The sequence below is a fragment of the Streptomyces sp. NPDC029674 genome, assembly GCF_044903205.1.
Lineage (GTDB): Bacteria > Actinomycetota > Actinomycetes > Streptomycetales > Streptomycetaceae > Streptomyces.
The window spans coordinates 233,312-247,173 of the sequence record NZ_JBJDPY010000009.1 but is presented as its reverse complement, the minus strand read 5'-3'; the positions used below and the strand labels follow the sequence as shown (position 1 = coordinate 247,173).

At 71.3% G+C, this 13,862-nt stretch carries 15 protein-coding genes; 12 read left to right on the top strand and 3 right to left on the bottom strand.

Annotation, left to right across the window (positions count from 1 at the left end; genetic code table 11):
• The first annotated feature begins 39 nt into the window (after window positions 1-39).
• From ACI2L3_RS23040 to ACI2L3_RS23030, 3 genes are all read left to right on the top strand, one after another.
• Complete coding sequence (locus ACI2L3_RS23040; RefSeq protein ID WP_404754257.1) at window positions 40-714, top strand: hypothetical protein; 675 nt, start codon at window positions 40-42, stop codon at window positions 712-714.
• A 356-nt stretch (window positions 715-1,070) separates the two neighbouring features.
• A complete protein-coding gene (locus ACI2L3_RS23035) occupies window positions 1,071-1,694 on the top strand; it encodes a YceI family protein (protein WP_404754256.1) in 624 nt (207 codons plus the stop codon).
• Window positions 1,695-1,788: 94 nt separating this feature from the next.
• Window positions 1,789-2,550 carry a thioesterase II family protein gene (locus ACI2L3_RS23030; RefSeq protein WP_404754255.1) on the top strand — a complete coding sequence of 254 codons (762 nt, stop codon included), beginning with the start codon at window positions 1,789-1,791 and terminating at the stop codon, window positions 2,548-2,550.
• 13 nt (window positions 2,551-2,563) lie between these two features.
• On the opposite strand, the gene ACI2L3_RS23025 is transcribed toward ACI2L3_RS23030, so the two are convergent.
• Window positions 2,564-3,691, bottom strand: a complete 1,128-nt coding sequence (locus tag ACI2L3_RS23025) for a Ku protein (RefSeq protein ID WP_404754254.1) — start codon at window positions 3,689-3,691, stop codon at window positions 2,564-2,566.
• A 100-nt stretch (window positions 3,692-3,791) separates the two neighbouring features.
• Between ACI2L3_RS23025 and ligD the strand changes: the two genes are divergently transcribed.
• On the top strand, window positions 3,792-4,679 hold the full coding sequence (ligD, locus tag ACI2L3_RS23020; protein WP_404754253.1) for a non-homologous end-joining DNA ligase: 888 nt from the start codon (window positions 3,792-3,794) through the stop codon (window positions 4,677-4,679).
• A 122-nt stretch (window positions 4,680-4,801) separates the two neighbouring features.
• On the top strand, window positions 4,802-5,230 hold the full coding sequence (locus tag ACI2L3_RS23015) for a nuclear transport factor 2 family protein (RefSeq protein ID WP_404754252.1): 429 nt from the start codon (window positions 4,802-4,804) through the stop codon (window positions 5,228-5,230).
• A gap of 24 nt (window positions 5,231-5,254) precedes the next feature.
• Here ACI2L3_RS23015 and ACI2L3_RS23010 read toward each other — a convergent pair whose 3' ends face one another.
• On the bottom strand, window positions 5,255-6,064 hold the full coding sequence (locus ACI2L3_RS23010; RefSeq protein WP_404754251.1) for a nuclease-related domain-containing protein: 810 nt from the start codon (window positions 6,062-6,064) through the stop codon (window positions 5,255-5,257).
• A 291-nt stretch (window positions 6,065-6,355) separates the two neighbouring features.
• Between ACI2L3_RS23010 and ACI2L3_RS23005 the strand changes: the two genes are divergently transcribed.
• The 7 genes from ACI2L3_RS23005 to ACI2L3_RS22975 all read left to right on the top strand — a co-directional run bounded on the left by ACI2L3_RS23005 (window position 6,356) and on the right by ACI2L3_RS22975 (window position 12,703).
• Window positions 6,356-6,886, top strand: a complete 531-nt coding sequence (locus ACI2L3_RS23005; protein ID WP_404754250.1) for a hypothetical protein — start codon at window positions 6,356-6,358, stop codon at window positions 6,884-6,886.
• A gap of 35 nt (window positions 6,887-6,921) precedes the next feature.
• Window positions 6,922-7,098, top strand: a complete 177-nt coding sequence (locus tag ACI2L3_RS23000) for a hypothetical protein (protein ID WP_404754249.1) — start codon at window positions 6,922-6,924, stop codon at window positions 7,096-7,098.
• Window positions 7,095-7,877 (top strand): hypothetical protein, encoded by a 783-nt coding sequence (locus ACI2L3_RS22995; RefSeq protein WP_404754248.1) that lies wholly within the window; start codon window positions 7,095-7,097, stop codon window positions 7,875-7,877. The genes ACI2L3_RS23000 and ACI2L3_RS22995 overlap by 4 nt, the downstream gene beginning before the upstream one ends.
• A complete protein-coding gene (locus ACI2L3_RS22990) occupies window positions 7,874-9,181 on the top strand; it encodes an ATP-binding protein (protein WP_404754247.1) in 1,308 nt (435 codons plus the stop codon). Before ACI2L3_RS22995 ends, ACI2L3_RS22990 begins: the two co-directional genes overlap by 4 nt.
• A gap of 131 nt (window positions 9,182-9,312) precedes the next feature.
• A complete protein-coding gene (locus ACI2L3_RS22985) occupies window positions 9,313-9,798 on the top strand; it encodes an SH3 domain-containing protein (protein ID WP_404754246.1) in 486 nt (161 codons plus the stop codon).
• Between the two features lie 74 nt (window positions 9,799-9,872).
• Window positions 9,873-11,246, top strand: a complete 1,374-nt coding sequence (locus ACI2L3_RS22980; RefSeq protein WP_404754245.1) for an FtsW/RodA/SpoVE family cell cycle protein — start codon at window positions 9,873-9,875, stop codon at window positions 11,244-11,246.
• Window positions 11,243-12,703: a penicillin-binding transpeptidase domain-containing protein gene (locus tag ACI2L3_RS22975; RefSeq protein ID WP_404754244.1), complete on the top strand. Its 1,461-nt coding sequence runs from the start codon at window positions 11,243-11,245 to the stop codon at window positions 12,701-12,703. Before ACI2L3_RS22980 ends, ACI2L3_RS22975 begins: the two co-directional genes overlap by 4 nt.
• A gap of 14 nt (window positions 12,704-12,717) precedes the next feature.
• Here ACI2L3_RS22975 and ACI2L3_RS22970 read toward each other — a convergent pair whose 3' ends face one another.
• Window positions 12,718-13,824: a ferritin-like domain-containing protein gene (locus ACI2L3_RS22970; RefSeq protein ID WP_404754243.1), complete on the bottom strand. Its 1,107-nt coding sequence runs from the start codon at window positions 13,822-13,824 to the stop codon at window positions 12,718-12,720.
• Window positions 13,825-13,862: the final 38 nt, after the last annotated feature.

The window sequence follows — 13,862 nt, the reverse complement described above, 5'->3', positions numbered from 1 at the left end:
CGTCGGACGACCGGACGACCGGACGAGTTGGAGGATTTCGTGGATGTGACCACGCTTGCCGTCGCGCTCATCAGCGTCGGAGGGACGCTGGGGGGAACCCTCGGTGGGGCGGTGCTCAGTCAGCGCGCCAATCGGGAGCAGAACGAGCGGGCCGACCGCGAACGTGAGCAGGAGCGGTGCGAGCAGGTGGTGCAAGCCCGGCGGGATCTCTATGCCCGTCTGAACACCACCGCCCGCGCTTACCGAGTCGCCGCCCGGGACGCCGTCTTGGCGGCGAAGCGCGGCGAAAGCGTCGACCCGGCTCTGCTCGAAAGCGCGAAGGAGGCCTGGGCGGACGAGTACTCCCAGGCGCAGATGGCGCTGGCCAAGGATGTCCTGGACGTGGCTTCGGCGCTCAACAGGTCTCTTGGGATCGGGTATGCGGTGGTCAAGCACCTGCCGAGCAGTCCTGACCTTGACCTCGACGGGGCGTATCAGCGGGCCGATACGTGGTTCGGTGGCCCGTTGTCCGACGGCGTATACCTGCTACGGGTCGCGCTGCGGCATGACCTGGGAGTCGAGGCCGATCCCGGTTTCGAAGAGACCCGTGCGCAGATACTCGCCGCGCTCGACAGCGCACGGGACGACCTCGCGCGTCTCCTGGTCGCAGAAGGGGCCCGGACCCGGACGAGCGAACTGGCGGCCAGGCCCGCCAATGGGAAGGGGTTGGGGTGATTCGGGCTTGTTTGAGTAGTGGAGGGGTTCCTCCTGGGGAGCGGTTCGCGTGGTGGGGTGGGCTCAGGCCGCTTCGCCGGGTGCTCGTCAATCGGGAGCGGGGGTCGCCGTCGGGTGTTCGCCCGCTGTGCCCATGGAACGGGGACGGCGCAGGGGCGTACGCCCGAGGAGGAGCGGGGAGCTTCGTGACGCTGGGTGATTCTCGTTCGGCCGTCCGTGCATCCACATCATGTCGATCCTGTGCATCTTTGCCGTCGGCACCATGGAAGCCGGACGAGGCGGCTCATCTTGCTGGGGGGCTCCTTCGAATGCCGTGATAGCACGGGGTGATCGAATTCGAAGGAGGGGACGACCTCGTGGGCATCTTCAGCCGTCGCCAGACCGGCGCCACCGCCACCGTCGAGCCGCCGCCGGCCGGCGGTGTCGCGCTCGACTCCTCGTTGCGGGAGCTGACGGGGCAGTGGACCATCGACCGGCCGCACAGCCGGGTCGGGTTCTCCGTGCGGCACGCGATGGTCACCACCGTCCGGGGTGCCTTCGCCGACTACGACAGCACGTTGTACTTCGACGGTGACCGGCCCTCCGAGTCGCGTGCCGAGATCGTCATCCGGGTGGACAGCGTCGACACCGGCGTCGAGCAGCGGGACGCGCATCTCGTCGGTACCGACTTCTTCGACGCGCGCCGCTACCCGGAGATGGTGTTCCGCAGCACCGCCACCGTCCATGAGGGCGGGGAGAGCTTCCGTATGTACGGGGATCTGACCATCCGGGACGTCACCCACCCCGTCGACCTGCAACTCGACTACCTGGGCTCGGTCGTTGACCCCTTCGGTTTCGAGCGGGCCGGCTTCGACGGCACCACCACCATCGACCGCACCGACTGGGGGCTCGTCTACAACCAGCGGCTCGCGGCGGGCGGCACGATGGTGAGTGAGAAGGTACGGCTGCAGTTCGATATCTCGGCGATCCGGGTCACGTAGCCACACCCCCTGGTCTGCGCCGACGCGGCCGCTTCGGGCATGCTGATGTGAAAACATCGCCGCCCTGCGCGGCCTGCGAAAGGAGGGCGCGCTCGTGGGCGACTGGATACGTTGCTTCCACCCCGCACCCGATGCCGGGACCCGTCTGCTCTTTTTCCCGCACGCGGGTGGTTCCGCCAGCGCCTACCATCCGCTGTCGGCCGCCGCCAGCGGAGTCGTCGACCCGCACGTCGTGCAGTACCCGGGGCGGCAGGAGCGGTTCGGTGAGCCGTTCGCCGAGCGGGCGGAGGACGTCGTCGACGCCGTGCTCGCCGCGCTTCCCCGGTGGGACGACGGCGTGCCGACGGCGCTGTTCGGGCACAGCATGGGCGCGCTCCTCGCATTCGAGACCGCGCGGCGCATGACCGCGGCGGGGCATCCGCCCGCGGCTCTGTTCGTCTCGGGGCGGCGGGCCCCCTCGCTGCCCCCGCGGCCCGCGACGGTGCGGCCGGTGGCCGAGATGTCCGACGCCGAGCTCGTGGAGGAGATGCGCAACCTCTCCGGAACCGCGAACGAGCTGCTCGCCTCGCCCGAACTCCTGCCGATCATCCTGCCGCCGGTGCGTGCCGACTACCGGCTCCTGGACAACCACGTCCACCGCGACGGTCCCCCGCTCGACTGTCCCGTCGTCGCCCTGACCGGTGACGCCGATCCCCGCGTCCCGGTCGAGAGCGTGCGGGTCTGGGAGAACGAGACGCGCGGTGACTTCTCCTGTCACGTGCTCTCCGGGGGGCACTTCTTCCTCGACCGTCATCACGCGTACGTCACCGACGTCATCGCCTCGACGCTGGCGGGCCGGAGCGCGTCGGCCCGGTGACCGAGGCGCCGGCTCAGGCGGATGCTCTGCGCCGTCCCGCCGTCGTCTTTTTCGCCGTGGTGCTCTTGGTGCTCTTGGCGGTCTTGGTGGTCTTGGTGGTCTTGGTGGTCTTCTTCTCCGCCGGCTTGTTGGCGGCGCCGGCCTTCGCGGTGGCCTTGGCGGCGGGCTTGCGAGCCGTCGTCTTTGTCGCCGCCTTGGAGGACGTCGACTTCGACTTCTTGCCACCCACCTGCTTGGGTGTGGCCCGCGACGACTTGCGCGGCGAGATGTGTCTCACCTCAGCCATCGAATCGCTCCCGGAGCCGCTCCCGGAGTCGCTCTCGGAGCCGCTCCCGGAGTCGCCGGTCGGGGACCCCGGCTCCCCCCGTGCCGAACGCGCCTGGCGGACACTGTTCTCCAGCGCCGCCAGCAGGTCGATCACCTTGCCGCCGCCCTCCCCCGCCGGGGCCTTCCTCGCCGGGGTCGCGCCGTCGGCCTTCGCGGCGATGAGCTCCTCGACCGCCTCGCGGTAGTCGTCGTGGAGGGTTTCGAGGTCGACCTCGCCGAGGGTGTCCATCAGGGCGTCGGCCAGGTCGAGTTCGGCGTCGCGGACGGTCACGTGCTCGTCGGGGGCCACCCCTTCCGGCGTACGGATCTCGTCCGGCCACAGCAGCCCGTGCATGGCGATCACGTCGTCGACCACACGGAGCATGCCGAGCCGCTCCCGGCCCCGGAGCGCGTACTTGGCGATGGCCACCCGCCGGCTCCGCTTCAGCGCCTCGCGCAGCAGCGTGTACGGCTTGGCGGCGGGGACGCCGTTCGCCGAGAGGTAGTACGCCGCGCCCATCTGGAGCGGGTCGATGCGGTCCGCGGGGACGAAGGCGACGATCTCGATCGTCCTGGCCGTCGGGATGGGCAGCGCCGCCAGGTCCTCGTCGGTGATCGGGATGATCGAGCCGTCCGCGTCCTCGTACCCTTTGCCGATCTCCGCCGTCGGCACCTCGCGCTCCTCCAGCTCGCAGACCTTGCGGTAGCGGATGCGGCCGCCGTCCTCGGTGTGGATCTGCCGGAAGGAGATGGAGTGGTTCTCCGTGGCGTTCACGAGCTTGATCGGGATGCTGACCAGTCCGAAGGAGATCGCACCGTTCCATATGGATCGCACGTCCGGCACCTCACTGGCAGATTCGGGCTGATTTGGGCAGATTCGAGCAGAAGATTTAAGGCTTTGTGGCGTTATGGGCGTTTTGTGGGACTCTCATCCTATGACGCCGATCACAGAGGTGGAGGGGCGACGGCTCGCGCTCAGCAATCTCGACAAGGTCCTGTATCCCGCGAGCGGCTTCACCAAGGGCGAGGTCCTGCACTACTACGCGAGCACCGCCGACGCCCTCCTCCCCCACCTCCGCGACCGGCCCGTCTCCTTCCTGCGCTACCCGGACGGGCCCGACGGGCAGCGGTTCTTCTCGAAGAACGTGCCACCGGGCACCCCGGACTGGGTGCACACCGCCGAGGTGCCGCGCTCCCGCTCCGAGGGGAAGGCGCGGCAGGTCCTCGTCCAGGACCTGGCCACGCTGATGTGGGCGGCCAACCTGGTCACCGAGTTCCACGTGCCGCAGTGGCGGGCCGCCGCCCCGGCGCGGGCCGACCGGATGGTCTTCGACCTGGACCCCGGCCCGCCCGCCTCGGTCGTCGAGTGCTGCCGGGCGGCGCTCTGGCTGCGGGAGCGGCTGACCGCCGACGGCTTCCACGTGTACGCGAAGACGTCCGGGAGCAAGGGGCTGCACCTGCTCGTACCGCTGGAGCCGACCCCCTCCGAACGGGTCACCGCGTACGCCAAAGGGCTGGCCGTCGAGGCGGAGCGCGAGCTTCCCGAGCTCGTCGTGCACCGCATGACGCGGAGCCTGCGCCCCGGCAAGGTCTTCGTCGACTTCAGCCAGAACGCCGCCGCCAAGACCACCGCCGCCCCCTACACCCTGCGGGCCCGCCCGGAGCCGACCGTCTCCGCCCCCGTGACCTGGGACGAGGTCGAGGCGTGCGAGGAGCCGGGGCAGTTGGCCTTCGCCGCGGACGACGTCGGGCCCCGGCTGCGGCGGCTCGGCGACCTGTTCGGGCCCCTCGCCGATCCCGACCTGGCGCGCCCGCTCCCCTGACCCGCCGGCGGCCCACCGACGCAGGGCCGACCTGTGACCGGCGTCACGCCTAATCAAGTTTGACTAGCAGCACTTCGCGGCATACCTTCTACATCACTAGTCAAACTTGATGAGGAGACCGCGTGACCCTTCTTCCCGAGACCGGATACGTCCCGACCGCCGAGGACCGCGCGAGCCTGGACGCCTGGTTCGCCGAGTACGACGCGCACAGCGCGAAGCGCGACGTGGAGCGCATGGCCGACCTGGCCGTCTTCCCGCTCAACCTGGTCAGCGACGACTCCGCGGGCGACGGCCGGGCGGCGCAGTGGGACCGGGAGCAGTTCATAGGGACCATGACGCACGTCATGGGCGACGGCAGCGCGGACATCACCTTCGAGTCCACGCGTACGCCCGTCTTCCTCTCCCCCGCGATGGCCGTCGTCTTCACCGACTCGGTGATGACGGCGAACGGCGAGACGCAGCAGCTGCGCTATGCCGACATCCTGATCAGGCGCGGCGGAGCCTGGGCCTTCCAGACCATGATCCAGGGCGGCTGGGGGGACAACCTGTAATCCCCGTCCGGCCGGAGCGGGCCGTCAGACCCGCTCCCACGTGTGGCGGTCCCTGGCCAGCGCGTGCAGCGCCTCCACATCGGCCGGTTTCAGCACCCCGCCGAGGCGGGCCAGCGCCGGCAGGTCCGCCTCACGCACCACCCGCACGTCGCGCGGCGGCGCCGCCACGTCCAGGTCGGCGGCGCCGGTCCCGGCCAGCGCCAGGACGGGGCGGACCTCGGCCGTCAGCGCGAAGGAGGCCCGGCCGGCGTCCGAGCGGACCGTGCGGAGCAGCGGGAACGGCTCGGCGCGGCCGACCGTGACCAACGGGTCGGCGATGCGCACCCGCTGCTTGCGGACGCCGAGGGTGGTCACGCAGAACAGGCCGCCGGGACCGATCAGCAGATGGTGGATGCGGGCACCGCCGGGCAGCGGCAGGGAGTGCAGCACGCGCCAGCCCGCGCCTTCGAGGGCGTCCAGGGCCTCACCGACCGCCTGCTCGGCGGCGAGCGCGCGGTGCCGGGGGTCGGCGCGCAGCCTGCGGGCGGGCGCCGGGTCGCGGTCGAGGGAGATCTGCAGGGCCTCGCCGGGGCGGTTGGGCGCGAGGTCGTCGTCGGGGTGGAGGGCGAGGCGGGCCAGCTCGCCGGGGGTGGGCACGGGCGGCGGGCCCACCGTGACCTGACCGGTCAGGAAGGGTGCGAGGACGTCCAGGACGTCCCGCTCGCGGTCCTCGCTGAGCAGGTTGACGCGGGACGACTCACGGTCGTACCAAGCGACGTTCCTGCCGTCCGCGAGACACACGTACAACCGTTCCTGTCCGTGCCGCCAGGCCGGTACGACGCGCAGTTTCGTCATGCGCCATCACCCCCTGGACCATGGGACCAGCCCGCACGCTCCCGCGGCAAGAACCCGGCGGCGGGCCACGGAAGTTGGGGCGTCTTTGCGCCGGGTACGGCCGGTCCGGGCGTGAAGTCCTCGTGAAGTCCCTCCGGTCCCGTAACGGCACTGCCCGCACAGCTATGGCCTGCTGTTACGTAGCCGTTGAATCGCCGCAACGGCGGGCATCTAACGTCGTCCCTGTCCCACCGGAGCGATCAGCCCAGTGCCGAGCCGGGCGAGCAGCCGAGCGACCGTAAGGAACGTCCCGTGAGCACCGACCGCCGTCTCGCCCGCCGCCCTCTCCTGCGTGCCGCCGCGGTCTCCGTCCTCGTCGGCGGAGCGCTGGTCGTCCCGGCCGAGGGCGCCTTCGCGGAGTCGCCGACGCCGCGGGGCGAGGCCTTCGTGGTCACCCTCGGCAACGGCGCGAAGGCGAAGGTCCAGAACCGCGGCGGCTCGTACGCGGCGACGGTCTCCCTCGACGGCAAGGAGGTCGCGGCCCTCTCCGCCACGCGGCCGGCCGTCACGCGGGGCGGCGTGAAGTACGAGCTGCAGCGGACCGACGGGCACGTCGGCATCACGTATGTGGACCACCGTAAGGGCCAGAACGGCGGGGGTGGCCAGAGCGACCCCGTGCCGCAGCCCCGCGTCGGCAACCCCGAGGGCGGTGTCGCCACCGGTGCCCGAGGTGTCCGGGACGCCGGAGACCCCGCCTTCCTCGTCGCCGGGGGCGGCATGGCGGCGGCCGGTGCGGCAGGGCTCGGCTTCGCGATGCTGCGCCGCGGCCGCACGGACGCCTGACCTCCACCGCGGACGGCCGCACGGCGGTCTGCGAGGTGTGGGAGATCCAGTGGGTCGACAAGAAGGACTTCCCCACCAATAAGGTGTACGGGGCGGCCGACCGACCCGAGCTGCGCCTGCTGACCTGCGGCGGGCCGCTCGTGGGCGGTCACCGCTCGGACAGCGTCATTCTCTACGCCGACCTCGTGTCGCGGCAGGCAGGAGTGCAGTGAACCGCAGCCGGCTCGCGGCCGCCGCCTTCGCCGCCCTCGCCGTACTGGCGGTGGGCGGCTGCGGCGATCCGGGCGGGCTGCGGGGCGCCGGCGCGACGCCGACCGCCCAGGGCCCCACCCACCTCTGGCCCGACCTGCCGTCCCCTTCGGTGCCCGCGGAGGACTACGGCGCCATAGAGAGCGTCAAGGTCGAGGGCGTCGAGGTGCCCAAGGGCGACCTGCGCAAGGTGGACCCGGTCGACGTCGTGCGCGCGGACTTCGCGGAGAACCCGGGGACGTACGAGCGTTCCGACTCCGCGTACCAGGAGACCGTCGAGCGGCTCGAGGACTGCGCCGAGGACGGTTCCGGCGAGAAGGGGCGGTGCCCCGTCCTCAAGGCGTACTACCGGGATCTGACCGGTGACGGCAAGGAGGATCTGATCGTCGGCGTCTCGACCCCCGAGGCCAACCTCGACATTCGCGTCTACGCCGAGAAGGAGCGGCAGTTGACGCAGATCATGGAGATGAGTGACGCCGTGCTCGGCGTCGAGCTGGCCGGGCGCGACCTGATCATCCGGGCCGTCTCCAGCCTCGCCGGGTACGAGTACCACACCGTCTGGTCCTGGGACTCGCACCAGAAGGCGATGCTGCCGACGAGCGACGAGATCGTCCGGGCCTCGAACGCGCCCCGGCCCAAGTCGCCCCGCCCCTCCCCCGTGCGCCCCTCGGCGAGCGGCACGCCCTCGGGAGGCGCCACGCCTTCGGACGGTGCCTCGTCCTCCGCGGGCGGCGGGCGATGAGCCGCCGGCAGCCGAGCGGGCCGCGGCTTCCCGCCTGGACGGCGACCCTCACCTGGAAGGCCGCCGTCTTCATCACCGTCATGTGCTGCGCGCTCGCCGCGCTGCTCGGCGCGCTCGTGCACGTCTCGGTCACCAACCAGACCGTGGGCCAAGCCCGTGAGCGCGCCCTCGTCCGGCTCGCCGAGGTCACCGAGCGGTACGAGGCGGGCGACCGGCTCGGGCCCGGCGCGGGCGTCGACCCGCCCGGCCTGCCCGGCAGCCTGCGCGACCTCGCACTGAGCGGCGAGCGCGGCACGATGGTCGCCGCCCACGAGTCCCGGCCGACGATGTGGGCCGCGGGGCCCGCCGACGGGCAGCGGGCCATCGCCGTCCAGGTCGACTACGCGCAGGGCGCCCGCACCATCGACGGGCTCGACCGGGCGATCCTCGGCTCGTCGGTGCTCGCCATCGGCGCGACGCTCCTCGTCGGCGCGTTCGCCGTGACGCGGGTGACGCGGCGGCTGCACCAGACGGCGCAGGTGGCGCGGCGGATCAGCGCGGGCGACCTGGACGCGCGCGTCAAGGACCCGCACTCCGGCCCGGACGCCACCGGGGTCCCGCGCCACCAGGACGAGGTGGCCGCGGTCGCCGGGGCGCTGGACACGATGGCGGCGACGCTGCAGGGCAAGCTCCTGAGCGAGCAGCGGTTCACCGCGGACGTCGCGCACGAGCTGCGCACCCCGCTGACCGGGCTGCACGCGGCGGCCGAGCTGCTGCCGCCGGGCCGGCCGACCGAGCTGGTGCGGGACCGGGTCGCCGCGCTGCGCACGCTGACCGAGGACCTGCTGGAGATCTCCCGGCTCGACGCGAAGAGCGAGCGGGTGGACCTGGACGCCCATCAGCTCGCTCCACTGGCGGAGCGCGTGGTGCGCTCTTCGGGCGGGGGCACGGAGCTCGTCGTCGTACGCGACGTGTGCGTGGAGACCGACCGGCGGCGCCTTGAGCGGGTCCTCAACAACCTCGTCGCCAACGCGCTGAAGCACGGGCGGGCGCCGGTCGTGGTGACCGTCGACGGTCCCGTCGTCTGCGTGCGGGACCACGGCGACGGATACCCGGACTACCTGGTGGAGCACGGACCGCAGCGGTTCCGCACCGAGGGGACGACCAAGGGGCACGGGCTCGGCCTGACCATCGCGCTCGGGCAGGCGGCGGTGCTCGGCGCGCGGCTGAGGTTCTCCAACGCGGCGGACGGCGGGGCGGTGGCGACCCTGCGGCTGCCGTTCGAGGAGGATCCGGAGTGCGGCGACGGGGACGAGCGGCGTTAGGCGCTTGCGCCACCCGTGGGCTTCTTGGGGTTGTGGGTGAGGTTGTGCGCCCACACGGTGACACATCTAGTGAGAATCGCGGCCTTCGCGCAATCGCCCGGCCGTCCCGCCCCCTCACCTGAGGAGTCCTCATGTCCCTGCGGACCACCACCGTCCGGCTCGGCACGGTCGCCGCCGGCTGCGCCCTCGCCGCGCTCACCGTCACCGGTCCGGCCGCGGCCCTGGACGACCCCGACAAGACCGGCAAGACCGGCAAGACCGAGACGGTCGAGAAGGCAGAGAAGACAGAGAAGGCCGAGAAGACCAGCAAGGCCGAGAAGCCCAGCACGGCTCAGAAGCCAAACAAGGTCGACAGACCGGCCGAGGCCGAGAGCAAGCCGCCCGTCTACAAGGGGCGCGTCAACGCCAAGACCGGGCTGCTGCTCCGCACCTCCCCGACCCGCGGCAGCAAGGTCGTCCGCAGCGTGCCCTACGGCAAGGTCGTCACCATCTTCTGCAAGAGCAAGGGCGACCGCGTCGGCAAGAACAACGTCTGGTATCTGCTCACCGACGGGTCCTGGGCCTGGGGCGCCGCGCACTACATCACCAACATCGGGAAGCTCCCGCGCTGGTGCTGACGCCCTCGCACACCGCCCGGCCGACATAGTCGACATAAGCGGACTTCAGGGCGATTGCTTGCTACGTTCCGGGCATGGCCGGAACCAGCGCGGACTCCGCACCCCCAGCGGTTCCCGCTGTCCGGGCCGGCCGCGTCCCGCGGCGCCGCGGCACCGAACTCGCCCTGCTCGTCGTCGCCGTCCTGCTCTCCGTGTACGGCTACTGCGACGTCGGCCTCGCCAGGAACGGCACCGTCCCGCCCGGCGCCGCCGGTTACGGCGCCGGGCTCGGCGTGCTCGCCCTCCTCGCGCACCTCGCCGTCCGCTTCCGCGCCCCGTACGCCGATCCGCTGCTGCTGCCCATCGCGGTGCTCCTCAACGGCCTGGGCCTGGTCCTCATCTACCGGCTCGACCTGGAGACCCCGAACGACGAGGCGGCGCCCGCCCAGCTCATCTGGTCGACGGTCGGCGTGGCCCTCTTCACCCTCGCCGTCCTCTTCCTGCGCGACCACCGCCTGCTGCAGCGCTACGCCTACCTCTCCGTCGTCACCGCGCTGATCCTGATGCTCGTGCCGATCTTCTTCCCCGCCGTGAACGGCGCCCGGATCTGGATCAGGATCGGCGGCTTCTCCATCCAGCCCGGCGAGTTCGCGAAGATCCTGCTCGCGGTCTTCTTCGCCAGCTACCTCGCCGCCAACCGCACCGCCCTCGCCTACACCGGCCGCACCATCTGGCGGTTCAAGCGCCTCCAGCTGCCCACCGGGCGTGTCCTCGGCCCCATCGTCGCGATCTGGCTGCTGAGCGTCGGCGTCCTCGTCCTGGAGCGGGATCTCGGCACCTCGCTGCTCTTCTTCGGGCTCTTCGTGATCCTGCTGTACGTCGCCACGGGCCGCATCGGCTGGATCGCGGTCGGCCTGCTGCTGGCCGCGTTCGGCGCGTACACGGTCGGCTCGCTGGAGCCGCACGTCCACAGCCGCGTGGAGGACTGGCTGCACCCCTTCGCCTCCATCGACGCTGGGCAAGGGCCGAACCAACTCGCCCAGTCCCTCTTCGCGTTCGCGGCGGGAGGGATGCTCGGCACCGGGCTCGGCCTCGGCCACTCCATCCTCATCGGCTTCGCCGCGAAGTCCGACTTCATCCTGGCGACGGCGGGCGAGGAGCTGGGGCTCGCGGGCCTCTGTGCGATCTTCCTGCTCTACGCCCTGCTCGTGGAGCGCGGCTTCCGCGCGGGGCTCGCCCTGCGCGACCCGTTCGGGCGGCTGCTCGCGATCGGGCTCGCGTCGATCGTCGCGCTCCAGGTGTTCGTGATCGCGGGCGGCGTCATGGGGCTCATCCCGCTGACGGGCATGGCGATGCCGTTCCTCGCGCAGGGCGGTTCGTCGGTCGTCACCAACTGGATCATCGTGGCGCTGCTGATCCGGGTCAGCGACTCGGCGCGCAGCCAGCCCGTCCCGGAGGACACCGCGTGACCAGGTATATCCGGCACGCCGCCGCGTTCTGCGCGCTGCTGCTCGTCGCCCTGCTCGTCAACGCCACCCGCGTCCAAGTCGTCCAGTCCGACGCGCTCGACGACAACCCGGCCAACCGCCGCAACGCCATCGCCCGCTTCGGCCAGCCGCGCGGCGACATCCTCGTCGACGGGCGGCCGGTCACCGGCTCCCGGGACACCGGCGAACAGCTCCGCTACGAACGGACGTACCGGAACGGGCCGTTGTACGCGCCCGTGACCGGCTACGCCTCGCAGGTGTACGGCACGACCTTCCTGGAGCACTCCGAGGACGACATCCTCTCCGGCACCGACCCGATGCTCGCCCCGCTCCCGCTGTGGAACGACATCACGCGCACGCAGAACCCCGGCGGCAAGGTCGAGACCACCATCGAGGCGCCGGTGCAGCAGGCCGCGTACGCGGGGCTCGGCGGCAAGCGCGGGGCGGTCGTCGCGGTCGAGCCGGCCACGGGGAAGATCCTGGCGCTGGTCAGCACCCCCTCGTACGATCCCGAACGGCTCTCCGGGACCCGCCGTTCCGTCACGGCCGGCTGGGCGGAGCTGAACGGCGCCGCCGACAAGCCGATGCTGAACCGGGCGATCCGCCAGACCTATCCGCCCGGTTCGACGTTCAAGGTGGTGACGGCCGCGGCGGCGCTCGACTCGGGAGAGGTGACGGACCTGGACGCGCCGACCAAGTCCCCGAGCCCGTACACCCTGCCCGGCACCAGCACGCAGCTGACCAACGAGGTCGAGGGCTGCAAGAACGCGAGCCTGCGGTACGCCTTCCAGTGGTCCTGCAACACGATGTTCGCGAAGCTGGGCGTCGACACGGGCCTTCGCGCGATGACGGAGACGGCGCGCGGCTTCGGCTTCAACGACGGCGGGCTGCGGATCCCGTCGTCCGTCGCCGCCAGCAACTTCGACACGTCGATGGACAAGGCGCAGCTCGCGCTCTCCGCCATCGGGCAGTACGACACCCGGGCGACACCGCTGCAGATGGCGATGGTCGCGGCGGCCGTGGCGAACGGCGGATCGGTCAAGTCCCCGCACTTGGTGGACCGTACGACGACCGACGACGGCGACGTGATCGAGACCACCGGCACCAGGACGCTGCGGCAGGCGATGAACCCGGGGACCGCGGCGCGGCTGCGGGAGATGATGACGCAGGTCGTCGAGGAGGGCACCGGCACGAACGCCGCGATCCCCGGCGTGACGGTCGGCGGCAAGACGGGCACCGCGCAGCACGGCATCGACAACTCCGGTACGCCGTACGCCTGGTTCGTCTCCTGGGCGCAGGCGGCCGACGACCCGGAGCCCTCGGTGGCGGTCGCCGTCGTCGTCGAGGACGCGTCGGCGGACCGCGGGGACATCAGCGGGGGCGGCAGTGCGGCGCCGATCGCGAAAGCGGTGATGGAGGCGGCGATCCGCGCCGGCTGACTTCCCCGGTGGGGTCAGCCCGCTTCGCCCGACGCGATCGCGTCCCGCACCTCCGCCACGCGCTCGTGCTCCTCGGCCGCGAAGCGCTCCGCGTCCAGCTTCTCGGCGATCTCCTCGTCCTGCGCCATGAGCTGGTCGAGGTTGGCGTCGCCCATCTCGAAGACGCCCATGTCGACGTACGCCTCCTGGAGGCGCTTGCCCCACAGGCCGATGTCCTTGACGCACGGCACGATGCGGGAGAACAGCAGCTGCCGGAAGAGCGCCAGGAACTCGGACTGCTCGCTGTACTCCTGGGCCTGCGCCCTGGGGATGCCGAAGTTCTCCAGGACCTCGACGCCGCGCAGCCTGTCGCGCATCAGGTAGCAGCCCTCGATGACGAACTCCTCGCGCTCGCGCAGTTCGGCGTCCGTGAGCTGCTTGTAGTAGTCGCGCAGCGCCATCCGGCCGAAGGCCACGTGCCGGGCCTCGTCCTGCATGACGTAGGCGAGGATCTGCTGGGGCAGCGGCTTGTCCGTGGTGTCGCGGATCATGCCGAACGCGGCGAGGGCGAGGCCCTCGATGAGCACCTGCATGCCGAGGTAGGGCATGTCCCAGCGCGAGTCGCGCAGGGTGTCGCCGAGCAGCTCCTGGAGGTTGTCGTTGATCGGGTAGAGCATCCCGATCTTCTCGTGCAGGAAACGGCCGTAGATCTCCGCGTGCCGCGCCTCGTCCATGGTCTGGGTGGCGGAGTAGAACTTGGCGTCCAGGTCGGGGACGGACTCGACGATGCGGGCCGCGCAGACCATGGCACCCTGCTCGCCGTGCAGGAACTGGCTGAACTGCCAGGACGCGTAGTGCTTGCGCAGCTCGCCCTTGTCCCTGTCGGTCATCTTGGCCCAGTGCGGCGTGCCGTAGAGGGTCATCGACTCGTCGGGGGTGCCGAGGGGGTCGAGCGGGTCCACTTCGAGGTCCCATTCGATGCGCTTGGCGCCGTCCCACTGCTTGTCCTTGCCCTTCTGGTAGAGAGCGAGGAGGCGGTCGCGGCCGTCGTCGTACTCCCAGCTGAAACGGGCCGAACCGGCGGACGGTACTTGCCAGTTGAGCCCAGCCGGCGGACTGGTGTAAAGCTCGTGCGTCGCCATGACGGCAGGCTCACACGCTGATGGACAAGGGGTCAACA